Annotated in this window: 15 protein-coding genes and 1 tRNA gene; 9 read left to right on the plus strand and 7 right to left on the minus strand. The window is 58.9% G+C overall.

What is annotated here, in order from left to right:
* Nucleotides 1-104: 104 nt before the first annotated feature.
* From H9C73_RS05895 to H9C73_RS05910, 4 genes are all read right to left on the minus strand, one after another.
* Nucleotides 105-2,144, minus strand: a complete 2,040-nt coding sequence (locus tag H9C73_RS05895; RefSeq protein WP_209286880.1) for an ATP-binding protein — start codon at nucleotides 2,142-2,144, stop codon at nucleotides 105-107.
* 9 nt (nucleotides 2,145-2,153) lie between these two features.
* Entirely contained in the window at nucleotides 2,154-3,335 is a 1,182-nt protein-coding gene (locus tag H9C73_RS05900; protein WP_209286881.1) for a response regulator, read from the minus strand.
* A 150-nt stretch (nucleotides 3,336-3,485) separates the two neighbouring features.
* Entirely contained in the window at nucleotides 3,486-4,961 is a 1,476-nt protein-coding gene (locus tag H9C73_RS05905) for a DUF3360 family protein (protein WP_209286882.1), read from the minus strand.
* Nucleotides 4,962-5,043: 82 nt separating this feature from the next.
* Complete coding sequence (locus tag H9C73_RS05910; RefSeq protein ID WP_209286883.1) at nucleotides 5,044-5,829, minus strand: CLCA_X family protein; 786 nt, start codon at nucleotides 5,827-5,829, stop codon at nucleotides 5,044-5,046.
* A gap of 58 nt (nucleotides 5,830-5,887) precedes the next feature.
* On the opposite strand from H9C73_RS05910, the gene H9C73_RS05915 reads away from it, so the two are divergent.
* Nucleotides 5,888-7,555, plus strand: coding sequence for a VRR-NUC domain-containing protein (locus tag H9C73_RS05915; RefSeq protein WP_209286884.1), 1,668 nt, complete (start codon nucleotides 5,888-5,890; stop codon nucleotides 7,553-7,555).
* 71 nt (nucleotides 7,556-7,626) lie between these two features.
* On the opposite strand, the gene H9C73_RS05920 is transcribed toward H9C73_RS05915, so the two are convergent.
* A tRNA-Ser gene (locus H9C73_RS05920) sits at nucleotides 7,627-7,714 on the minus strand.
* A 209-nt stretch (nucleotides 7,715-7,923) separates the two neighbouring features.
* Between H9C73_RS05920 and H9C73_RS05925 the strand changes: the two genes are divergently transcribed.
* Both H9C73_RS05925 and corA read left to right on the plus strand, forming a co-directional pair.
* A complete protein-coding gene (locus H9C73_RS05925; protein WP_209286885.1) occupies nucleotides 7,924-8,901 on the plus strand; it encodes a calcium/sodium antiporter in 978 nt (325 codons plus the stop codon).
* Nucleotides 8,902-8,915: 14 nt separating this feature from the next.
* Complete coding sequence (gene corA / locus H9C73_RS05930; protein ID WP_209286886.1) at nucleotides 8,916-9,869, plus strand: magnesium/cobalt transporter CorA; 954 nt, start codon at nucleotides 8,916-8,918, stop codon at nucleotides 9,867-9,869.
* Here the strand turns inward: corA and H9C73_RS05935 are convergent.
* Nucleotides 9,864-12,728: a bifunctional diguanylate cyclase/phosphodiesterase gene (locus H9C73_RS05935; RefSeq protein ID WP_209286887.1), complete on the minus strand. Its 2,865-nt coding sequence runs from the start codon at nucleotides 12,726-12,728 to the stop codon at nucleotides 9,864-9,866. The genes corA and H9C73_RS05935 overlap by 6 nt on opposite strands.
* 131 nt (nucleotides 12,729-12,859) lie before the next feature.
* Entirely contained in the window at nucleotides 12,860-13,330 is a 471-nt protein-coding gene (locus tag H9C73_RS05940; RefSeq protein WP_209286888.1) for an Lrp/AsnC family transcriptional regulator, read from the minus strand.
* Nucleotides 13,331-13,539: 209 nt separating this feature from the next.
* Here H9C73_RS05940 and H9C73_RS05945 point away from each other — a divergent pair, with 209 nt between their 5' ends.
* From H9C73_RS05945 to H9C73_RS05970, 6 genes are all read left to right on the plus strand, one after another.
* Nucleotides 13,540-17,055: an indolepyruvate ferredoxin oxidoreductase family protein gene (locus H9C73_RS05945; RefSeq protein WP_209286889.1), complete on the plus strand. Its 3,516-nt coding sequence runs from the start codon at nucleotides 13,540-13,542 to the stop codon at nucleotides 17,053-17,055.
* Nucleotides 17,048-18,241, plus strand: coding sequence for an amino acid aminotransferase (locus H9C73_RS05950; protein ID WP_209286890.1), 1,194 nt, complete (start codon nucleotides 17,048-17,050; stop codon nucleotides 18,239-18,241). The genes H9C73_RS05945 and H9C73_RS05950 overlap by 8 nt, the downstream gene beginning before the upstream one ends.
* Before the next feature lie 92 nt (nucleotides 18,242-18,333).
* On the plus strand, nucleotides 18,334-19,719 hold the full coding sequence (locus H9C73_RS05955; RefSeq protein WP_209286891.1) for a sodium-dependent transporter: 1,386 nt from the start codon (nucleotides 18,334-18,336) through the stop codon (nucleotides 19,717-19,719).
* A gap of 173 nt (nucleotides 19,720-19,892) precedes the next feature.
* Nucleotides 19,893-20,855 (plus strand): GlxA family transcriptional regulator, encoded by a 963-nt coding sequence (locus tag H9C73_RS05960; protein ID WP_209286892.1) that lies wholly within the window; start codon nucleotides 19,893-19,895, stop codon nucleotides 20,853-20,855.
* A 213-nt stretch (nucleotides 20,856-21,068) separates the two neighbouring features.
* On the plus strand, nucleotides 21,069-21,719 hold the full coding sequence (locus H9C73_RS05965; RefSeq protein WP_209286893.1) for an ABC transporter permease: 651 nt from the start codon (nucleotides 21,069-21,071) through the stop codon (nucleotides 21,717-21,719).
* 39 nt (nucleotides 21,720-21,758) lie between these two features.
* Complete coding sequence (locus H9C73_RS05970; RefSeq protein ID WP_209286894.1) at nucleotides 21,759-22,919, plus strand: ABC transporter ATP-binding protein; 1,161 nt, start codon at nucleotides 21,759-21,761, stop codon at nucleotides 22,917-22,919.
* Nucleotides 22,920-22,924 lie beyond the last annotated feature (5 nt).

The following is a 22,924-nucleotide window of genomic DNA, read 5'->3' on the forward strand; positions in this document are numbered from 1 at the left end:
GGAGCATTAATTGCCGGGCAGCGCAGAGCCCGCCCGACAGCGAGCGGCGCATTGTACGCATACTTTCGACCAAAGGCTCGGTTGACTTTCAATCCAGCTTTCGTTCAACCCTTCCCTTCAATACATTGAGGCGAGGTGCCTCGCCGTGAGCCCCTCAAAAGCTTCAGAGCTTTCGGAAAGTTGAAACTCTCTACAGCTTGCAACAGGCCACCAAACTGGCTCCCCAAGCAGGTCTTAAAGGTTGCTCGATGGGAGTGAATGAACCGGGTAGCGGTAAAGTCATCTGTCTGCAACAGCTCTTCCAGCCGAAGGTACAGCGCCTCACACTGGCCATCGCACAGGGAAGGAGTCGGTTTGCCCGTATCCCGCTCGGCCTCCTGATCGATTCCGTATCCAACCGATTCCCTGACGGGCTCCGCCGAAGCAGACACTTCCGCCATCGCAGGAACCCTTAATGGAATTTCAAACCAGAATTCAGACCCGACACCCTGCTGGCTCTGAACACCAATATGGCCGCCCATCAACTCGACCAGCTGACGTGAAATCGCCAGCCCCAGACCACTGCCACCGAACTTGCGCGTGGTGGCACCATCAATTTGCTCAAAACTCTGAAACAGCTTTGCCTGCTGCGCTTCAGCGATACCAATTCCGGAATCTTTCACCCTGAACCGGACCCCGGCCAACTGCGCCCCCTGCCATACCCCCTGACAGCTGATCTGCACGAGACCCTGTTCGGTAAACTTTACCGCGTTGTTGGTCAGGTTCAGCAACACCTGTTCCAGCCGCAGCGGATCGCCCACCAGTGTGCCCGGCAATGCTGGATCCAGCCTCAGTATCAGCTCGAGCCCTTTCTCCTGTGCTCTGAACCCCAGGCCGTCTAAAACGGCACTCAGCACAGACTTCAGGTCAAACTCGACCCGCTCCAGTTTCAGCTTGCCCACTTCGATTCTGGAAAAGTCCAGAATGTCATTGATCACCCCCAGCAGGTGCTGACTGGAGTGCTCGATCTTGCCGAGATAGTCCCGCTGGCGCTCATTCAGTGAGGTGCGCGACAACAGGTGAGTCATGCCGGTAACCGCGTTCAGTGGCGTGCGGATTTCATGACTCATGGTGGCCAAAAAGCCCGCCTTGGCCCGAGCCGTTTCTTCCGCAAACTGACGGGCCTGCTCGATACGCTGTAGAGCCTCCCGCTCCTGTGCAATATCGATCAGCACTCCGACGACGCCCTTGCTCAGATCAGAGCCGTCTACTGCCCTGCCCTGTACACGTACCCACTTGCGCGCCCCGTCCCGGCAGACCAGCTCATGCTCCTCGGAGTAGATACCGGACCCGGCATGAGCAGTCTTGATCTGCTCACCTACGGCCCTGAACGTCGCGTCATCGGGATACCACTCTCGCGTAGAACGCCCCTGCATGGTGCCCGGCGCATAGCCCAGCAAGCGCTCTGCAGCACGATTACACCGCAACACATACCGGTCACGCACAAACACGATTCCGGCCGTGGCGGTTTCAAACAGGGCTTTTTGCTGGTCATGCGCTTCACGAAGACTCGCGGCGAGCTTGCTCAGTGCACGCGTCCTGTCTTCGACCAGCTCTTCCAGGTGCAGCCTGTGCGTTTCCAATTCACGCTCTGCCTCCTTGCGGCCCGTCACATCGTGCCAGACGATATGCAGCATCTTTTTTCCGGCCTGGTTGAAGGCCGTCAGCAACACTTCCGCAATGAAGGTATCGCCGTTGCTTTTAAGCTGACACCACTCTGCCCGCGTGCTGCCATAGGCCTGAGCACGCGACAGTACCTGCAGGACTTCAACCGCCGAGCTTTGCCCAGACAGTTGATTCGGAGGCGACAGGCTCAAGGGGGTAAGCCCGTTCATCGCTTCCGGTGCGGGCATGCAAAAGAGGTTAAGAGCCGCCTGGTTTGCCGCAATGAAGCTGCTATTTTCGGTCAGCGCCATCGGCTGCGGCGAATTCTCGAACAGCATTCGGAAACGGGCCTCGCTCTCCTGCAGCGCCGCGGTTCTCAGTTCAACGGCACGCTGCAGGTAGCCCAGCCAGAACAACCCGCCGACCACCAGCGCCAGAGCAAACAGCATTTCACCGGGCAGCCCCCACAGAGGCGTTGAAAAATCGATTGTCGATTCCATGCTCCAGCCTCAGGCACCCGCCTGCCACTGATCGGGCTCACGCAACCGTTCAGCAACATCGGCAAACTGATCCAGACAGGCCATAAAGGCATCCACCACGTCCGGGTCAAAATGGGTCGCACGTCCTTCAGATATCACCTCTACCGCTTGCTCGATGCTCATGGGACTCTTGTACACCCGCGCCTCGGTCAGTGCGTCAAACACATCGGCCAGCGCCATCAAGCGTGCACTCACCGGTATGCGATCACCGGACAGACCATCGGGATACCCCGAGCCATCCCAGCGTTCGTGGTGTGAGCGGGCGATTTCACTGGCAACACGCAGAAAATTGATCGCCCCCATCGAAGAGCCGGATTGCGTCGAACCAAACGCCATCAGCGCCTGCTCAATGGCACTGTCGATAGCACTGGCGCCGATCACCGAATGCGTTTTCATGACCGTGAATTCGGCCGCAGTGAGAGGGCCGGGTTTCAACAGAATGGCATCGGGAATGCCGATTTTGCCAATGTCGTGCAGCGGGGCGGCACGCACAATGTCCCTGCGGCGCTCGCCTTGCAGTGCGTCCCGAAAGCGGGGGTGTTCCTGCAGCCGTTCTGCCAGCAACTCAACATATTTCTGGGTACGCATGATATGCAGACCGGTTTCCTTGTCACGCATCTCGGCCATGCAGGCCAGCGCCCGTGTCGTAAGGTCACGAATCAGTGCGTTTTCCCAAATGCGTTTTTCAACTTCAGCCTCCAGGTTCAGGTTGTGCCGCGACAGGCGATCACGCGAATCCTTCAGTTCCAGCTGTGTTTTAACGCGGGCCTTCACGATAGCGGGATTAAAAGGCTTGGTAATGTAATCGACAGCTCCAAGCTGCAGGCCTTTCTCTTCGTCTGCCTGAGTGCTGAGCGCCGTAATGAAGATGACCGGAATATCACAGGTGTCAGGCTGCTCTCGCAGGCACTTCAGCACGCTGTAGCCATCCATCTCGGGCATCATGACGTCCAACAGGATCAGGTCCGGCTTCGGGTCCGAAACCGCCACTTCCAGTGCCCTCTGGCCAGTACTGGCTGCCCGAATCAAATATTCTTCGTGCAGCAGCTCGCCCAGAACCATCAGGTTCTCAGCCGCATCGTCTACCACTAAAACGGTCTTGCGGAGCTGCGACGGCTCCGGGTTATACAGTTCCACGTGTTCAGCTATCAAGATCGCAATCCACCACAGCAACCATCATGCTACGCATGCTAAAGAAATTTATGCATAAAACGACATTATTTTATTATACGACATTTAAGACATGCATGGATAAAAAAATGCCGGACATTGTGTCCGGCACTTCCAATGTTCCGTTCAGACTCACGCCTGTACGCTGAATGCCTCCATCAGCGGAGGCAAGCCCGGAAACATGCCGATACCCGCCATCACGGCACAGAGCACCAGAAAAACGATCCCGGGCACGACCCAGCGGCCCACATGTCCCAGCGCCTTGCCCCGCTCCTTACAGCCGATCAGGCCGAGGTTATCCAGCAGCACCGTCAGCGACCAGCCAAAAACCGGGTTGACCAGTGCAGAGGAGAAAATGACTACAGCCGCCGACTGCGTGGTCTTGCCCTCGCGTGTCATTTGCATGCCGGCCTCCAGCAGGGGCAGGTATACCCCGACAATCAGCGCCACACTCAGCACCGGCTGCCAAGTGGCCAGATCCATCGGATAGCCCCACAACGCCGCGACCACACACAGCACGCCGGTCAGAACCGCGCCGGCCGGTATCGGTCGACGCGCAATCGCAGCCGGGACGATATAGGTCCCCCAGGAGGAGGCAATATTGCCGCCGCCCAACAGACTTCCGGTCACCTGACGCGCCGAGGCTGCACACATGGTGTCATCGATATCCATCAGCACTCGCACTGTTTTGGGCGGATAATTCAGCTCCTGAAATACCCTGTGGCCGAGAAAATCGGGTGACCACATGGCTACCGCGAGTACCGCAAACGGGGCGACGGCAATAAAATGGTGCAGCTCCGGCAGGCCGAGCTGCCAACCGGTCTCCTCGCCCCACCAATAGGCCGGATTAAGGTTGGGCATACCGGGCTCGGTGGTAAACTCAAACGGCGCGCCGAGCGCGAATGAAAGCCCGGCTGCCAGTACTGCCCCCAGAGGTATGGCCAGCCAGCGCATCTGGACATGTTCCAGATAGGCATACATCACAATGGTGGCGATGATGACGATGAACGCCAGATAGGCCATATCGAACCCTTCAGCCCAGGCAAACAGCTTGCTGATCTGGCCGGTAATCCCGATAAACCCCAGATACAGCAGCAAACCGCCACAGACACCGTTGCTTGTCAGCCGAGCCAGCAGACTGCCGCCCTTGGTAACCCCCAGGATAAACCCCAGTGCACCAATCATCAGGCCCAGCGCCATCGGGTGGCCGCCGGAGGCCACGATCAGCGGTATCAGGGGAATGAGAGGGCCGTGCGTCCCGGCCAGATTGGCGGTCGGGTTCAGAAACCCGGACACCAGTACCACGAACAACACTGCGGCGATCAGCAGCTCAAAGCGCACGTTTTCAATAACGAAGTCGTTGGACAGCCCCAACTGGGATGCAAAGGCGGCAACGATAGCCGCCACCATTACAATCTTACCGATGGTAGCGGCCATGGCCGGCACCCAGTCTTCAACTTCAAACCGGTAATCACGCAGAGGCAGATTGGGGCGCCAGCGCCTCGGGCGCATGGACTGGAGTTCATGGTCCAGATACTCGGAACGGGAGGCAAAGGCTGCACGGGGCTTGCGCTCTGCCTGGTAGGTCGACTGATCTACTTCGGACATAGGCTCTCTTGGGTCAAAACAGAAAGCCCGCGATTCTAGGGAGCGGTCCCGCAGCTCACAATCGGCACTTCGACTAATAGCATTAAGTCGTAGATCGGCGTTTGAGTGCAGCGCCAAGCTGTTGAAAGTAATTGGCAAATGCCTGGTTGATCTGCTGCCGGTGCGGCGGCTTCGGATACAGTCCCTTGAGGGCCTCGGGGGACTCGCGTGTGCCCTTCACCAGAAAATGGTTTTTCACCGGCGCATCCTGCACAAACGCCTCGAATGCGCGAGCACACAATTCCTCTGGGCGACTGAAATACACCTGCCCAAGCTGCCGATCAACTGCTGCGGAGATCCGAAACAGTTCACTGGGCTCCTCACCCGAAGGTGACAGCATGATCGCCCGCATCACGGCAAACCAGAGGTCGTTCAGCGGGTGAGCCACCGGGGTCGCATCATCCAGCCAGGCCGCCGAGGCAAAACAGCGCTCGCCCACATCACTGAACACCTTGTTGCCGAGGTAATGGTCCAGCGCATGAAACCATTCATGCGCAATACTGCCGGGGCCCGCATTCTTGGCCAGCGCAAAGGTGCGCCGACCGGGCTCATAGTGCGCGGAGACACCCGGGCGCCCGCCCGTGCCATACTGAAGCGCCAGCGTACCCCGCAACGAAATCAGCGTTTCGTTGCCCTGCAAGATCACCATCAGATCACAAAGGGCGTCATGAAAGAGCGCAGCTGCACGGACACGCTCGCCCGTCTTGACCCAACGGCCAATCTCAATGGATCGAAAATCAAAACGCCGCCGTACATCCACGAAATCAACGTCGGCCCCGAGCCGGTGATCAGGGCCCTGGCGATAAAAACGCCGCTGCTCTATGCTCATGCAACTCTTTTCCTGGCCGGGCACGGCCACTGAACACTGAGATACTGACTGAAAAAACATGCCGAACGTGATACCAGCCGGCGCTGACCTGAACGACCCGCTGTACTACCTGAGCAACGCCAGAACCTTGATCAACTGGGTCAGAGAACGCCACGGAGACCTGCTGACGCAGACAGAGCTTTATCGGCTGGACTGCTTCGACAGTTTACCAGAACAGGCCCAGGCGCTGCTGATCCGTATGGTCATGCGACGGGGGGAGCTGTTTCGCAGCGACCAGCTTCAGTATGCCGAGCTGTCAGCCCCCCTTCCTCTTTTGAGGCTGCTGGCGGACGCCGGTTTTGTCCTGCTTGACCCTGCACTGACGGTCGAGGAGCTGGCCTCCCTGCTGTGCAAGTCTGAACTCTGGCAGGTCTGCCACCGGCTCAATCCGGATGCCCCGCCCTCGAAACAGTCTCGCAAACACGACCTGGTAACCTGGATAACACAGACAGACCACGGGGCCAGGACTCTGGAAGACTGGCTCCCCGATGCAGGTTTTGACGCCGTGAGCCTGGAGGTTTCTCCCCTGATGCAACGGTTGCAGCTCATGTTTTTCGGCAACCTTCACCAGGACTGGTCAGCCTTTGTGGTCACGGAGCTGGGCCACCAACTCTATGAGCCGGTTCCTTTGGACAGTGCTTCCCGTGCCTTTCATCAGCGCAGCGATGTAGATCTCTATCTGGCACTGCATACCCTGCAGCAGAGGCTGGAGCAGGGCGAACCCTTGAATGACATTCTGACTGAACTGCCCGCGTGTGGTTCCACGCCCTGGCTGGAAAACCGGCGCCGCAAGCTGATGTTTGCGCTGGGGCAGGCCTTTGAACGCGCAGGACAGCTCTCGCAAGCACGAACACTCTATGCGCAAAACCCGCACCGGGAAGCACGCATTCGACAACTGCGCTTGATGGAGCGGATGGACTTGCCCGAGGCCACCTTCGAAGCGGCCAGTGCGTCACTGGAGGCAATTCAACAGCCCGAGGCACGGCTCCGGATCCATCGCATCCGCGTGCGCAGCGCACGCAAGGCGGGCATCAGTATTGAGCCACCCCGCCAGCCCGTCATCTCAACGCACCGACTCAGCCTTCCACTTGAGGCGAATGAAAGTGTCGAACAGGCCGTCATCGCTCATCTGGCCACACAGGGCATTCAGGCCTTTCATGTGGAGAACCGACTGTTCACCGGACTGTTCGCGCTGCTTTACTGGCCCGCCATCTTTGCGCCGGTGCCGGGTGCATTCTTTCACCCCTTTCAGGCCGGGCCTGCCGATCTCTATCGCCCCGAGTTTCAGGCGTCACGACAGGCGCTCATCGATGCCTGCACAGCGCAACTGGAGACAGGGGGTTACCGGGCGACGATACTGGCACGGCTGGCGCAAAAGCAGAACATCCGCTGTCACCTCATCCACTGGCCGAGCCTGACCGAAGAACGGGTCAACGCCTGCCTGACACTGGTGCCGGCCGAGCATCTCAAGCAGGTGTTTCTGCATATGATGAAGGATTTGCGCTACCACCGTCGCGGCCTGCCCGATTTGATCTGCTTTGACTGGCAGGCACGCCGCTACCAGCTTATTGAGGTTAAAGGCCCCGGCGATCGCCTGCAGGACCACCAGCGACTATGGCTGGAATGCTTTCAGGCACAGGGCATTCCGGCTTCGGTCTACCAGATACAGCACGAACAGACGGAATAAGAAACGTCAGGCCATGAAGCCATAACGAAAAAGCCCTGATGATCGGGGATCATCAGGGCTTCTGAATTCGATGGCGGTGAGGGAGGGATTCGAACCCTCGATACGTTTCCGTATACACACTTTCCAGGCGTGCTCCTTCGGCCACTCGGACACCTCACCGCATTTTTATTGATGCGACATCTGGCTGCGTTGCGCCGCCGCCTCATCAATTGAGGTGCGTATTATAGATGCTTGTTTTCAAAGCACAACCCCCTGCACGGATTTTTTTCAATGCAGTCTGGTTCGCCTCAGGCGGGACGAATGGCTCCGGTCAGAGTATCATGCGCACTGTTTCCACTAACCCGCGTTTCCGAGGAGTTTACTCACTCATGTTGATGGCAATTTTGGCCGTTATCGCTGGACTGGCCGTACTCGTCTGGAGTGCTGACCGCTTTATCGATGGTGCTGCAGCAACCGCACGTCATGCCGGCATGCCGCCCCTGCTGATCGGGATGGTCATTATCGGCTTTGGCACGTCTGCCCCCGAGATGGTGGTATCCGCTTTTGCGTCCATCCAGGGCAACCCCAACCTTGCACTGGGTAACGGGTACGGCTCCAACATTGCCAACATCGCCTTGATTCTCGGTATCACCGCCCTGCTCAGCCCCATCGCCGTGCACTCGCAAATCCTGCGCAAGGAACTGCCGGTCCTGACCGCTTTCACCCTGCTGGCCGGTTTCCAGTTGCTGGACGGTGAAATTTCCCGCGCCGAGGCCTTTATTCTGCTGGCCGTGTTTCTGATGATGATGGGCTGGTCCATCTTTCAGGGCATGCGCCAACGGACAGACGCACTCGGCACCGATGTAGAACACGATATGGAAGGCGAACCGGAAATGCCGCTGGGCAAGGCCGTGTTCTGGCTGCTGCTGGGCCTGGTGCTGCTGGTCGCCAGTTCGCGCGTGCTGGTCTGGGGTGCAGTGGATATTGCCAGCGCCATGGGCGTGAGCGATCTGGTTATCGGTTTGACGGTTGTCGCCATCGGCACATCGCTTCCTGAGCTGGCGTCTTCCATCATCGCCGTACGCAAGAACGAGCATGACCTTGCGCTGGGTAACGTGATCGGTTCCAACATGTTCAACACCCTTGCCGTGGTGGGGATCGCCGGTGCCATCCAGCCCATGACCGTGAGTCCTGAAGCGCTCTACCGTGACTGGGTCATCATGGCGGGCCTGACCGTATCCCTGTTTGTGCTGGGGTATGGCTTCCGTGGCCACCAGGGACGCATCAACCGCGCTGAGGGTGCGCTCCTGCTGTCTGTGTTTGTCGGGTATACCGGCTACCTTGTATATGGAGTCCTGAACAGCTGACACGGGGTAAGGGGATGATACGCTACTTCACACTCACATCAGGCAAGCTGCGTGAGCAGGAAGACTCTCAACCGCTGAGCGAAGCCAGCCTGCAGGCGTCCAGCTGGATCGACCTGCAGGAGGCCGGTGACGAGGAACGGGCACTGGTGGAACGGCACTACCCGGAAAGCCTGCCGGATGCCCGTGATGTAGAGGAGATCGAATCCAGTGCGCGCTACTTTGTCGATGGCGAAGACGTGCACGTGCACTCGCTGTTCCTGTATCAGTCGGAAGGACGCTTTCGCACGGCGACCGTCGCCTTTACCCTGCAGCCGGATCGACTGATCAGCATTCGCGACGTGGACCTGCCCGACTTCCGCCTGACACGCCTGCGGGCGCGACGTGGCTGGATCGAGGCCTCCACGCCACTTCAGATCATGACCTCGCTGTTTGAACAGAAGGTCGACAACCTGGCGGACCAGCTGGAAGATCTTCACCGTGATCTGGAAGACATCAGCACAGAGGTGCTGGCCAAACGGGAATCCGATCTGGGCGAGCAGCTTGACCGGCTGGCCAAGCTGGAGGACAGCAACGGGCAGATTCGACTCTGCCTGATGGATACGCAACGCTCGGTGTCCTTCCTGCTGCGTCATATTCGTCAGCAGAAGCGGGAAGTCAAACTGTGCCGTGAGATGCTGCGAGATCTGGACACGCTGATGTCACACGCGACCTTTGTGTTCGAGAAGATCAACTTCCTGCTGAACGCGGCTCAGGGCTTTATCAATATTCGCCAGAACCAGATCATCAAGATCTTTTCCATCGCGGCGGTGGTCTTTCTGCCGCCAACGCTGGTGGGCACGGTATACGGCATGAACTTTCACCAGATACCCGAACTGGACTGGGCTTTTGGCTACCCCATGGCACTGGGGCTCATGGTCATTTCCGCCATCTCCCCCTACCTGTTCTTCAAGCACAAGGGCTGGTTATAACAGCCCTTTATCCTTCAAGCGCTGCTCAAACTGCGACTGCGGCAGCGGCCTGTCGAAGAAATATCCCTGTGCGAGATTGCAGCCGGCCGATGTCAGGAAGTTGACATGCTCCTCGGTTTCCACCCCTTCGGCCACGGTTTCCAGCCCCAGATGACGAGCAATATCGATAATGGACGAGGTAATCGCCATATCGTCGTTGTCGTCCGGTATCCCCATAATAAAGGTCCGGTCGATCTTCAGCTTGTCCAGTGAGAACCGCTTCAGGTAGGCAAGGCTGGCATAGCCGGTACCAAAGTCATCCAGCGCAATGCGCAGCCCCAGCCCCCTCAGTTCTTCGAGCAGGCGAACGGACGCATCTACGTCCGTCATCAACACGCTTTCGGTCACCTCCAGCACCAGATACTCCGGTGCCAGCCCGCTGCTTTCCAGTCCATGTTGAACATCGGCGACCAGCTCGGGGCGGAACTGAACCGCCGATACGTTCACCGCAATGCTCAAATCGCTGCCGTACAGTGTCTGCCAGTGCCGTGCCTGACGGCAGGACTCCTGCAACACCCAGGCGCCGATCGGGATAATCAGCCCGGTTTCTTCCGCCAGCGGGATGAAACGGTCCGGCATCACCAGCCCTTCGGGGCTGTTCCAGCGCAGCAGGGCTTCACACCCGACCAGCCGCTTCTGCTCAAAGCTGTATTGAGGCTGGAAGTAGAGCTCCAGTTCCTGACGGCGCAGGGCGTGACGCAGGCTGTTCTCCATCATCAAGCGCTCTGACACCTGCTGGTTCATCACCGGGGCAAAGAAGCGATAGGTGTTTCGGCCTTCTCCCTTGGCATGATACAGCGCCGTATCAGCACTCTTGAGCAGGTTGTCGAAGTCATCCCCGTCATAGGGGTACAGCGCCAGACCAATACTCGCCGTCACAACCAGGCTGTGCCCCTCAATGGTCAGCGGCTTGCTGATCAGCTTGAGATAGTGCTGAACACTCTGTTCAAGCTGCGGTAACGACTTGGCCTGCGGCAGCAGCAGAACGAACTCATCGCCCCCGACACGGCTGACGGTTTCATTGCCGGACACGGACTCCACCAGTCGCTGTGCCAGCGCCTTCAACAGCGCATCCCCGGAGGCGTGTCCCAGCGAGTCATTGATATGCTTGAACCGGTCGATGCCGATCACCATGAGCGCGACCTGCTCGCCACCGCGACGGGCGCGAGACAGTGCCTGGATGGTGCGGTCACGCAGCAGACGGCGGTTGGGCAGATCAGTCAGGGTGTCGAAGTCCGCCAGGTACTTGAGCTGGTCTTCAGCCGCCTTGCGCTCGGAGATGTCATTCAACATCGCCACGTAGTTCTGAGGCTCGCCCTGCTCATTCTCGACAACCGTAATGGAAAGCCATTGCGGATAGACTTCACCGTTACGACGGCGGTTCCACACCTCGCCTTCCCAGCGTTTTTCGCTGGCCAGCACGCGCCACATCTGCTCAAAGAAGCGCTCACTGTGACGGCCGGACGAGAACAGCGCTGGCGTTTGGCCAATGACTTCCTGTTCCGCGTAGCCGGTAATTTCACAGAACGCCGGGTTAACAGCCATGATGCGGTTATCGGCGTCACTGATCATGGCGCCCTCACTGGCCGACTTGAAAACGGTTTCTGCCAGATGCAGTTCGCGTGAGCGAGAGGCAAGCTCTTCCTGCTGGGTGTCGATCTCATGCTGGTAACGATGTACCAGCTCCCGCAGCCAGCGAGAGGTCAACAGCGCAACGGCCAACGCGACAATCAGGGCCACCAGCATCAGCAGCAACATATTCTTGATGTCACTGGCCGTTTGCGCCTCCAGTGCCGCTTCCTGACGGTCCAGAGCCGCATTCAGGCTGACCTGATAATTGCCGGCCACCAGCACCCAGCCCCACTCAGGCACCAGCTGCACCAGAGACTGTTTGTGGTGCAGGGTATCGCCACCGGGGCGATACCAGTCATATTCAACAAAGGCGCCTTCAGGTGTCGCATGCTCCATCAGGAAGCTGATAATGTGGCGATTCTCTTCATCGACTTCACTCAGCATCAAGCCTTCTGTTTCAGGGCGACTGGGTGACAGGAGCACCTTCCCGTCTTCACGCACGACCGCCACATAGCCGTCGACACCAAAACTGCGCGAACGCAGGCGCTCCAACACTTCTTCCTTCAAGTCATTTTCTACCTGATAGAGGTAGTCACCGGTACCGATGATCCAGTCCAGCTGATCGAAACGTTCGACGTAGGCAATTTTGTCTTTCATCTCGTCCGGAAAGTCCGGAGCATACCAGCGGTAACGAGAATAGCCGGCCCCGGCAGGGTTTTGCACTGCTTCGATCAGCCCTCGCATGATGAAGTGCCCCGTATCATCCTGGTTATCCAGCAGGGACTTGCCTTCTATGCCGGGGCTCGTGGGCAAGAGCACGCATTCCCCCTCCAGCGTGTCGATAAAGATATACCCGCGCCCTCCAAAGTAACGCAGGTTTCGCATGGACTCACGAATCAGGCTCTTGATCTCACCAAGGGGGCGCCCACGCGAAATTTCATGCTGATAGATAGCTTCGGCACTGGAAATGGCCTGTTGAGTAACCGTTCTGACACGCTGACGTAAAATCGATTCGGTTCGGTCGCGTGAAAAGCGAATATATTCCAGCGTTTTATTGACCTCTTCACGCAACTGGGAACGGTTGAGCTGGTCCATCTCGGCTCGCTGCTGTTCCAGGCGCGCCTGGCCCGTTTGATAGGCGTTGTAGGTGAAAAATGAGGCGATCAGCAACACCAGCAGGCACACGGTGCCCACAAGGGCCCGTGTCTGGTATCGCGGCAGGGTAACTGCATCTATCTTGAGTGGCATCTGGTAATGGCCCGACAACTCGCTGGGGCACTCCCAGTCAGCCCCACTCCCTGGCGGCTTACTGAGAACGGTTTACGTTTAATTGGTTAAGCCGTTATATCACTGCGAAATATGCAGGGCAAACATCCAGATCATGAAAGTGGCAAACGATGCGTATTCTTGATTTCGCGCAAGCCAAAGTTGGAATGGACCTGCGCTATGCCTTTAAGGGTAAAGATCTTTTCATTCAGGAAACGGTCGTAAGAGCCCATATCCGGCACCACGACGCGCAGTACGAAGTCCGCATTCCCCGTTACGGCAAAACACTGGAGCACTTCCGGGTAGGTCAGTACCTGCTGCTCGAACTCCTCGGTGCTGTCGATGTTATGCCGCTGCAACGACACCAGCACAAACACGCTCAGCCCCTGCCCCAGCGCCTCAGGGTCCAGCAGCGCGGCATAACCAGCGATGACACCTTTCTCTTCCAGTGCACGTACCCGGCGCCAGCAGGCAGCAGGAGACAGGCCCACCGTATCCGCCAGTTGCTGGTTGCTGATACGCCCATCCTGCTGCAAGACCTCGAGGATCTTGCGGTCAAAAAGATCCGCCCCACCCTGTTTCATTTAGTAACACCCCAAAATTTTCGAATATTCTTTCCTTACAGTTATTTTATGTGAATTTTCTTTGAATATCTCATGAAATCACGCCCCAAATAGCAAACACCTTTACGGCAGTTCTACCTACAATTTCACCCCATGAATACAGGGCTATCCGTTCAGCCATCGGCGGGTAGTGACTGAATACAACAAGATCCAACAAGAGGAGTCCGGGTATGACTGCCAATACCCCCGCACTCGACGACTATCGTCTCGAGGATCGTTACCTGCGCGATACCGGCCGCGTATTCCTGACCGGTACCCAGGCACTGGTACGCATCCCCCTGATGCAGGCTCGGCTGGACCAGCTGAATGGTCTCAATACCGCCGGCCTGATCAGTGGCTACCGCGGTTCCCCGCTCGGCGCCTATGACCAGGCACTCTGGCAGGCCAAGAAACTGCTGGACGAAAGCAAGGTCGACTTTGTACCGGCCATCAACGAAGACCTGGCCGCCACCATCGTGCTGGGCAGCCAGCAGGTCGAGACCGACGACGACAAGCAGGTCGACGGCGTCTTTGGCCTTTGGTACGGCAAAGGGCCAGGTGTCGATCGTGCCGGTGATGCGCTCAAGCATGGCACCACCTATGGCAGCTCCCCCCATGGCGGCGTCCTGGTTGTGGCCGGTGACGACCATGGCTGTGTCTCCTCTTCCATGCCCCACCAGTCCGATGTGGCGTTCATGGCCTGGTTCATGCCGACCATCAACCCGGCCAACCTGTCCGAATACCTGGAGTTTGGCCTCTGGGGCTACGCCCTGTCCCGTTTCAGCGGTTGCTGGGTCGGTTTCAAGGCGATCTCCGAAACTGTCGAAAGTGCGGCGTCTGTTGAGCTCAAGCCACTGCCGAACTTCGTCACCCCCACCGATTTCACCCCGCCGGCGGACGGTCTGCACTACCGTTGGCCGGATCTGCCGGGCCCGCAGCTGGAAACCCGAATCGAGCACAAGCTTGAAGCGGTTCAGGCCTTTGCCCGTGCCAACCCGATCGACCGCTGCCTCTACAACAACACCGAGGCACGCTTCGGTATCGTGAGCACCGGCAAGGGTCATCTGGACCTGCTGGAAGCCCTCCAGCTGCTGGGCATTGATGAAGCCCGCGCACACGAACTTGGCATCGATATCTACAAGGTCGGCATGGTTTGGCCGCTCGAACGCCAGGGCATCATGAACTTCGTCCGTGACAAGGACGAGATTCTGGTGGTGGAAGAAAAGCGCGGCATCATCGAGAGCCAGATCAAGGAGTACCTGTCTGAACCGGACCGCCCTGGCGAAGTGCTGATTACCGGTAAGCAGGACCAGAACGGCGACCCGCTGATCCCCTACGTGGGAGAGCTGAGCCCGAAACTGCTGGCCGGCTACCTGGCCGCCCGCCTGGAACGCTTCTTCGGGGTGAAATTCAACGAGCGCATGGAAGCGGTCAACTGCAGCCTGGGCATCACCGATCCGGGTGGCGTTCGCCGCATGCCGTACTTCTGCTCCGGCTGTCCGCACAACTCCTCCACCAAGGTACCGGAAGGCAGCAAGGCGCTGGCCGGTATCGGCTGTCACTTCATGGCCTCCTGGATGGGTCGCGACACCGAGTCCCTGATTCAGATGGGCGGTGAAGGTGTCAACTGGATCGGCAAGAGCCGCTATACCGGCAACCCGCACGTGTTCCAGAACCTGGGCGAAGGCACCTACTTCCACTCCGGTTCCATGGCGATTCGTCAGGCGGTGGCTGCAGGCATCAACATTACCTACAAGATCCTGTTCAACGATGCGGTTGCCATGACCGGTGGCCAGCCCGTTGACGGCCAGATTACCGTTGACCGTATTGCGCAGCAGGTCACGGCTGAAGGCGCCAAACGCGTTGTCGTTTTGAGTGACGAGCCCGAGAAGTACAAGGGTAACGAGTCTCTGTTCCCGCAGGGTGTGACCTTCCATGACCGTTCCGAACTGGATGCGGTGCAGCGTGAGCTGCGTGATATCCCGGGCTGTACCGTACTGATCTACGACCAGACCTGTGCGGCCGAGAAGCGTCGTCGTCGCAAGCGCGGCCAGTTCCCGGACCCGGCCAAGCGCGCCTTTATCAACCATCACGTGTGCGAAGGCTGTGGTGACTGCTCCGTCCAGTCCAACTGTCTGTCCGTTGTACCGCGCGATACCGCACTGGGCCGCAAGCGCAAGATCGACCAGTCCTCCTGTAACAAGGACTTCTCCTGCGTCAACGGCTTCTGCCCGAGCTTCGTCACCATCGAAGGCGGTCAGCTGCGCAAGTCCAAGGGGCTGGACCTGGGCGCCGAACTGGAGAAGCGCCTGAGCGGTACGCCGATGCCGACAATTCCGTCCCTGCAAGACAGCTACGACCTGCTGGTCGGTGGCGTGGGTGGTACCGGTGTCGTCACTGTGGGTCAGCTGATCACAATGGCGGCTCACCTGGAATCCAAGGGTGCCTCCGTACTGGATTTCATGGGCTTTGCCCAGAAAGGCGGCACCGTGCTGAGCTACGTGCGTCTGGCCAGCTCGCCGGACAACCTGCACCAGGTGCGTATCGAAAACGGCCAGGCGGATGCCATGGTTGCCTGCGACATGGTGGTTGCCACCTCGCAGAAGGCCCTGAACGTACTGCGCCCCGAGCACTCCCGCATTGTGGCCAACGAAGCGGAACTGGCAACCGCCGACTACGTACTGTTCCGTGACGCCGACATGCAGGCCGAGAAGCGCCTCAAGCTGCTGAAAGACGCGGTGGGCGAGGATCACTTCGATCAGCTCGACGCCAACCTGATCGCCGAGAAGCTGTTGGGTGACACCGTCTTCTCCAATGTGATGATGCTCGGCTTTGCCTGGCAGCAGGGCCTGATTCCGGTATCGCTGGATGCTCTGATGCGTGCCATCGAGCTGAACGGCGTTGCCATTGATCGCAACAAGCAGGCGTTCGGCTGGGGCCGTCTGGCGGCCACCGACCGTGACTACGTCATGTCCCTGCTCAGCGATGAAGCACGTGAAAAGCCGGTCACACCGGAGAAAGAGACGCTGGAGCAGCTGATCGAGCGTCGCATGAAGCACCTGACCGATTACCAAAACGCTGCCTGGGCCAATGAGTACAAGCAGCTGGTCGAACAGACCCGCAGTGCTGAGGTGTCACTGGGCAAGGACTCTCTGGACCTGACCCGTGCCGTGGCACAGCAGCTGTTCCGCCTCATGTCCTATAAGGATGAATATGAAGTGGCACGTCTGTTCACCGAAACCGACTTCCTGAAAGAGGTCGAGCAGACCTTCGAAGGTGACTACCGCATCAACTTCAATCTGGCACCGCCTATTCTGGGCGGAAAGAAGGATGCAAAAGGTCGCCCGATGAAGCGTCAGTTCGGCCCCTGGATGCTGAAGGCCTTGAAAGTTCTGGCACCTTTGAAGGGGCTCCGTAACACTGCGTTCGACCCCTTCCGTTTTTCTGCCGACCGCAAGCTCGACCGTGCGCTGCTGGCCGAATACCGCGAGTTGCTGAACCGGATTGCCCGTGAACTGAATGCCGACAACTACGAGTTTGCACTGGAGCTGGCCCAGTTGCCGTCCGAAATCCGTGGCTACGGCCCGGTCCGCGAGCAGGCAGCCGAAGCCGTCGCTCAGAAGCGCACTCACCTGATGAAAGCGTTCGAAACCGGACAGGCCACGCTGATCAAGGTCGCCAAGGCCGAGGAGGAAGCTCATGTTTGAACAACTGAAAACCCTGCCGCAGGATCCGATCCTGGGGCTGATGAAGACATTTCGCGAAGACCCGCGCAGTGACAAGGTCGACCTGGGTGTCGGCGTCTACCGCGACGAAGCCGGTGAAACCCCGATCATGGCGGCGGTACAGGCTGCCCAGCAGCGTCTGCTGGAAACCGAAACCACCAAGGCCTACATCGGGCCGGCCGGTGCCGAAGGTTTCAACCGCCTGATGGGACAACTGGTACTGGGAGCTGAGCACCCGGCGCTGAAAGAGCAGCGCGTAAACGTGGTGCAGACCCCCGGTGGCTGCGGCGCCCTGCGCATGGCCGCCGAGTTCCTGAAGCTGTGCAAGCCGGATGCAACGGTCTGGGTCAGCACCCCGACCTGGGCCAACCACATTCCGCTGCTGGGTGGAGCCGGGCTGACCATTCGCGAATACCCCTATCTGGACCCGTCCTCCCTGAGCGTCAACTTCGATGCCATGGTGGATTGTCTGGAACAGGCAGAAGCCGGCGATGTAGTACTCCTGCACGGCTGCTGTCATAATCCGTCCGGCGCGGATCTGGACGCCGATCAATGGACCGCTATCACGGACCTGATCGAGCGCAAGGGACTGCTGCCGTTTATCGATATTGCCTATCAGGGCCTGGGCGAAGGGCTGGATAAGGACGCGGACGGTGTTCGCCGTCTGGCAGAGCGTCTGCCGGAGGTGATCATTGCATCCTCCTGTTCCAAGAACTTCGGTCTCTACCGGGAACGTACCGGTGCCCTGATGCTGATTTCGGCCACTGCCCAACAGGGTCTGGCCGCCACCAGCCAGCTGCTCAGTGCGATCCGGTCGCACTACTCCATGCCTCCCTCGCATGGCGCAGCGGTGGTCGAGATGATCCTCGACACACCCGAGCTGATGCAGCAGTGGCAGGGCGAGCTTGATGCAATGTGCTCCCGCATTCTCGAGCTGCGTGCTGCCCTGAGTCAGGCACTGGCCCCTGCCGGTGACTTCAGCTTTATCGAACGGCAGCGCGGGATGTTCTCGTTCCTGGGCGTGAGCCCGGAGCAGGTCAAGATCCTGCGCGAAGAGTTCGGCATTTACATGCTGGACTCCAGTCGGATCAACATTGCCGGTATGTCCACTACGACCCTGCCTCGCGTCGCCGAGGCGATTGCGGACGTGGTCGGACGCACTGAGTAGCCAGACCTTCAGGCCACTGTCGTCCCCAACGGCAGTGGCCTTTCAGTACCGGCACTGACCGATAACAATAACGATACCGGAGAACTCTAACAATGAGTCAAGCAACACCCAAGGCACACCAGCAGGCGGGAAGCCTCTGGTCTTCACGCATGGCCTTTATCCTGGCAGCGGTGGGTTCCGCTGTCGGTCTGGGCAACATCTGGAAATTTCCCTACATCACCGGCGAAAACGGCGGTGGCGCTTTCGTACTGGTCTATCTGGCCTGTATCGCCATCGTGGGCATCCCTGTCCTGATCGCCGAGGTAATGATCGGTCGCCGTGGCGGCCAGAGTCCTGTCGCCAGTATGCGCGACCTTACCACCACCGAAGGCACAGCCAAGGGCTGGCGCCTGATCGGCTGGAACGGCATTATCGCCTCCTTCCTGGTTCTGTCTTTCTATTCCGTGATCGGCGGCTGGTCGCTGTCGTACGTCGGCAAGGCGGCAAGCGGCACCTTCACCGGCGCTGATGCCGACGCCATCGGTGGCGTCTTTGGCAGCATGCTGGGCAGCCCCGGCGACCTGCTGCTGTGGCACAGCGTGTTCATGGCCATTGTGGTACTGATCGTCGGCCGCGGCATCCGCTCCGGTATGGAAAAAGCGATCAACACCCTGATGCCGCTGCTGTTCGTACTGCTGTTCATCATGGTTGCCTACGCCACCACTACCGGCAAATTCGGCGAAGCGGTCAGCTTCATGTTCTCGCCGGACTTCAGCAAGCTCACCACCGAAGGCGTTCTGACCGCCCTTGGCCACGCGGCCTTTACCCTGAGTATCGGTATCGGCGTGATGATGGCCTACGGCTCCTACCTGCCGCAGAAGGTGAATATCGCGCGCACCGCCATGACCATCGCCTTCATGGACACAGGTGTTGCCCTGCTGGCAGGCCTCGCCATCTTCCCGCTGGTGTTTGCCAACGGCCTTGAACCGGGCGCAGGCCCTGGTCTGATCTTCGTTACGCTGCCGCTGGCGTTCGGTCAGATGACCGGTGGCCTGATCTTCGGCACCCTGTTCTTCTCGCTGCTGCTGGTCGCCGCTCTGACCTCTGCCATCTCCATGCTGGAGCCGGTCGTTGAATGGCTTGAGGAACACAAGGGTGTCAGCCGTGCCAAGAGTGCCCTGTTCGGCGGCCTGGCCATCTGGCTGGTCGGCATCGGCACCGTGCTGTCCTTCAACAACTGGGCTGAATTCCATCCGCTGGCGTTCATTCCCTTCTTTGAAGGCAAGACCGTGTTCGACCTGCTCGACTTCCTGGTATCCAACCTGATGATGCCGCTGGGCGGACTGGCGATTGCACTCTTTGCCGGCTGGGCCATGAAGCGTCAGGGTCTGGATGATGAGATCGGTCTCAAGGGCGCCACCTACAGTGCCTTCATGTTTGTACTGCGTTTCCTGACACCGGCCGGTATTGCCGTTGTCTTCCTGTACAACCTGATCTGATATCCGACCGTGCCGGAGGCGTTCTGCCTCCGGCCACTTTTCCTCTCGAAGCACCACATCAGGCTTGAATGCCACCCCGGCCTGGTTCATTATTCGCTCCACTGAGCAACTACGACAACACGCCCCACCTGAGCATGCCATCCGTCAGTTCCCTGACGCGGCCGGAGACCCGGATGACCACTGAGGCAAACAGCCAGACTGAAAACGTCGGCTTTTTCCTGATTCCCGAATTTTCGATGATCTCCTTCGCTGCGGTTGTGGACCCGTTGCGCATGGCCAACCGTCTGAGCGGCAAGCCGCTTTATCGCTGGCACTTTTATGGCCCCGGCGACCAGCCCGTTGTGTGCAGTAACGGCATTGCAGTGCCCCCCAGTCGCCCCATGCAGGAAACCGATGACCTTCAGCGTTTGTTCGTGGTGGCGGGCATTAATGCGCATCTGGTTGATCAACAGCCCCTGTTCAAATGGCTCAGGCGCCTTTCGCGACAGGGCGTGGCTCTGGGCGGAACGTCCACGGGCAGCCTGTTGCTGGCCAGAGCCGGACTGCTCAAGGGACACACCTGCACCATTCACTGGGAGAACCGGGAGAGCATGCAGGAGGAGTTTCCGCGACTGAACGTCACCGGTGAGCTGTATGAAATTGACGGTCGCATCTCCACCTGCTCCGGCGGGCTGGCCGGCCTGGACATGATCCTGCAGATCATCGCACTGAAGCACGGAGAAACACTGGCGAACGATGTGGCCGAGCAGTGCATTCACCCCCATATTCGTCCGGCCCATGACAAGCAGCGCATGAAATTTCAGCTGCGTTACCATGCCAATCACCCGCGCCTGGTGCAGGCGCTTGAGCTGATGCGTGAAAATCTGGAAGAGGTATTGAGCTGCGAAGAAATAGCGCAACTGGTGGGCATTTCCACCCGGCAGCTGGAGCGTCTGTTCCATCAGCACCTGCAGCTGTCGCCGGCCCAGTACTACATGGAATTGAGGCTGGAGCGTGCCCGTCATCTGCTGCAGCAAAGCAGCCTGACCATTCTTCAGATTGCAACAGCCTGTGGCTTCAGCTCAACCTCCTATTTTTCGCGCTGTTTCCGCCGCAAGTACGACTGCTCACCGCGCGAGGCTCGCAGCCATACCTGAGTCTCGTCCGCAAATGCGCCCACCGCTGCACGCTATCCACTATAGTGCCAACAGCCCCCTGATGTGCGCTCAGCCCCATACGTCGCAATTAGACCTATAAATGTCGGAAATCTACCACCCCGGATACCCGGCTCTCCATTATTGTGAGCCCACATGCCCCGCCTTTCGAGGCAGAGCCCATAAGAATAATGACTAACTGCATGAGGAAAGACGTTGGATACTTTCGACTTTCTTACCGGCAACATCGACTTGATTCTCAAGTTGACGGTTGAGCATCTCTCTCTGGTCGCCGTTGCGGTGGGACTGGCAACGCTGACGGGCGTTCCCATCGGCATTGCCATCACCCAGAACGAGCGGGTGGCGCGGGTCGTGCTTTACCTGGCCTCGATCATCATCACCATCCCTTCTATCGCTCTGTTCGGCATCATGATTCCGATCCTGTCCACCATTGGTCAGGGGATTGGCTACCTGCCTGCCGTCATCGCCGTACTGCTGTACTCCCAGCTCCCCATCATCCGCAACACCTACACCGCCATCAATAACGTGAACCCGGCCCTGCGTGAGGCGGCTCGCGGGATTGGCATGAACCCGGTGCAGCGCCTGCGCATGGTCGAGATTCCGCTGGCGATCCCGGTGATCATGGCCGGTGTTCGCACGGCAGTGGTGATGAATATCGGAGTCATGGCAATCGCTGCCTATATCGGGGCCGGTGGACTGGGCGTATTGATCAGCCGCGGTATCACTCAGAGTGACCCGCGTCAGCTGATTGCGGGCGCCATTGCCGTCAGCATCCTGGCGGTCATCGCCGACTACGGGCTGCTGTGGCTGCAAAAGCGCCTGACGCCCAAGGGTATCTCCGCCTGATCCTTTCCACTTTTTGCTGCCGCTTAACGGGATAAGACAATGATAAGAATCGACAACCTCACCAAAATTTTCGAGACCCCCAACGGACCTGTTACCGCCGCTGATCACATCAACATGGAAGTCCCCGAAGGCGAGATCTGTGTACTGCTGGGCCCCTCGGGCTGTGGCAAGACCACCACGCTGAAGATGATCAACCGCATCATTCCATCCACGTCGGGCCGGATCTACATCAACGGTGAAGATACGACCGGCATGGATACGGTGGAGCTGCGCCGGAATATCGGCTATGTGATTCAACAGATCGGCCTGTTCCCCAATATGACCATTGAGGAAAACATCGCCATCGTCCCCAAACTGCTGGGGTGGGAAGCCAGCCGCTACAAGGCACGGGCAAAAGAACTGCTGGACCTGGTGGCTCTGGACCCCGGTACCTTCCTCAAGCGCTACCCGCGTGAGTTGTCCGGCGGACAGCAACAGCGTATCGGGGTTGCCCGTGCGCTGGCAGCAGACCCTCCCGTCATGCTGATGGACGAGCCCTTCGGCGCCATCGACCCGATCAATCGCGAAGTGATTCAGGACGAGTTTATGAAGATGCAGCAGGAGCTGCGCAAAACCATCATGTTTGTCAGCCATGATATCGATGAAGCGGTGAAAATGGCCGACCGCATCGCCATCTTCCGTGATGGCCGACTGGTACAGTATGACACCCCGGATGACCTGCTGGCCCACCCGAAAGACGATTTCGTCGAAAGCTTTGTCGGTGATGACCGTGCCCTGAAACGCCTGCGGCTGGTGCAGGTCAAGCAGGTGATGGAACCGGTCACCACCGTTCGGCCTGAAGACAGCCTCAGCACCGCGTTGCAGCGGATCGAGCAACAGGGCTACAGCCACGCCATCCTGATGGTGAACGAGCGTCAGCAGCCGATCGGCTATGTATCACGCAGCGTTGCCCAGACCACCAGCGGACTCTGTGGTGAGCACTACTTTGGCCTCAAGACCGAAGCCAGCCCAGAGGACGACCTGCGCAAGGTGGCCTCCCTGATGTTTACCCATGACACCACCTGGCTCCCCTGCACGGATGCCAACGGCACCTTGGTCGGACAGGTCACACAGCGCGGTATCACCCACTACCTGGGCGCTACCTATCATCCGGATGCGCTGGGCACCCTGCCGCGTCAGCTTCACAAGGTCAGTGCCTGAAGGGG

Source organism: Marinobacterium alkalitolerans, from assembly GCF_017776525.1.
Taxonomy (GTDB): Bacteria; Pseudomonadota; Gammaproteobacteria; order Pseudomonadales; family Balneatricaceae; genus Marinobacterium; species Marinobacterium alkalitolerans.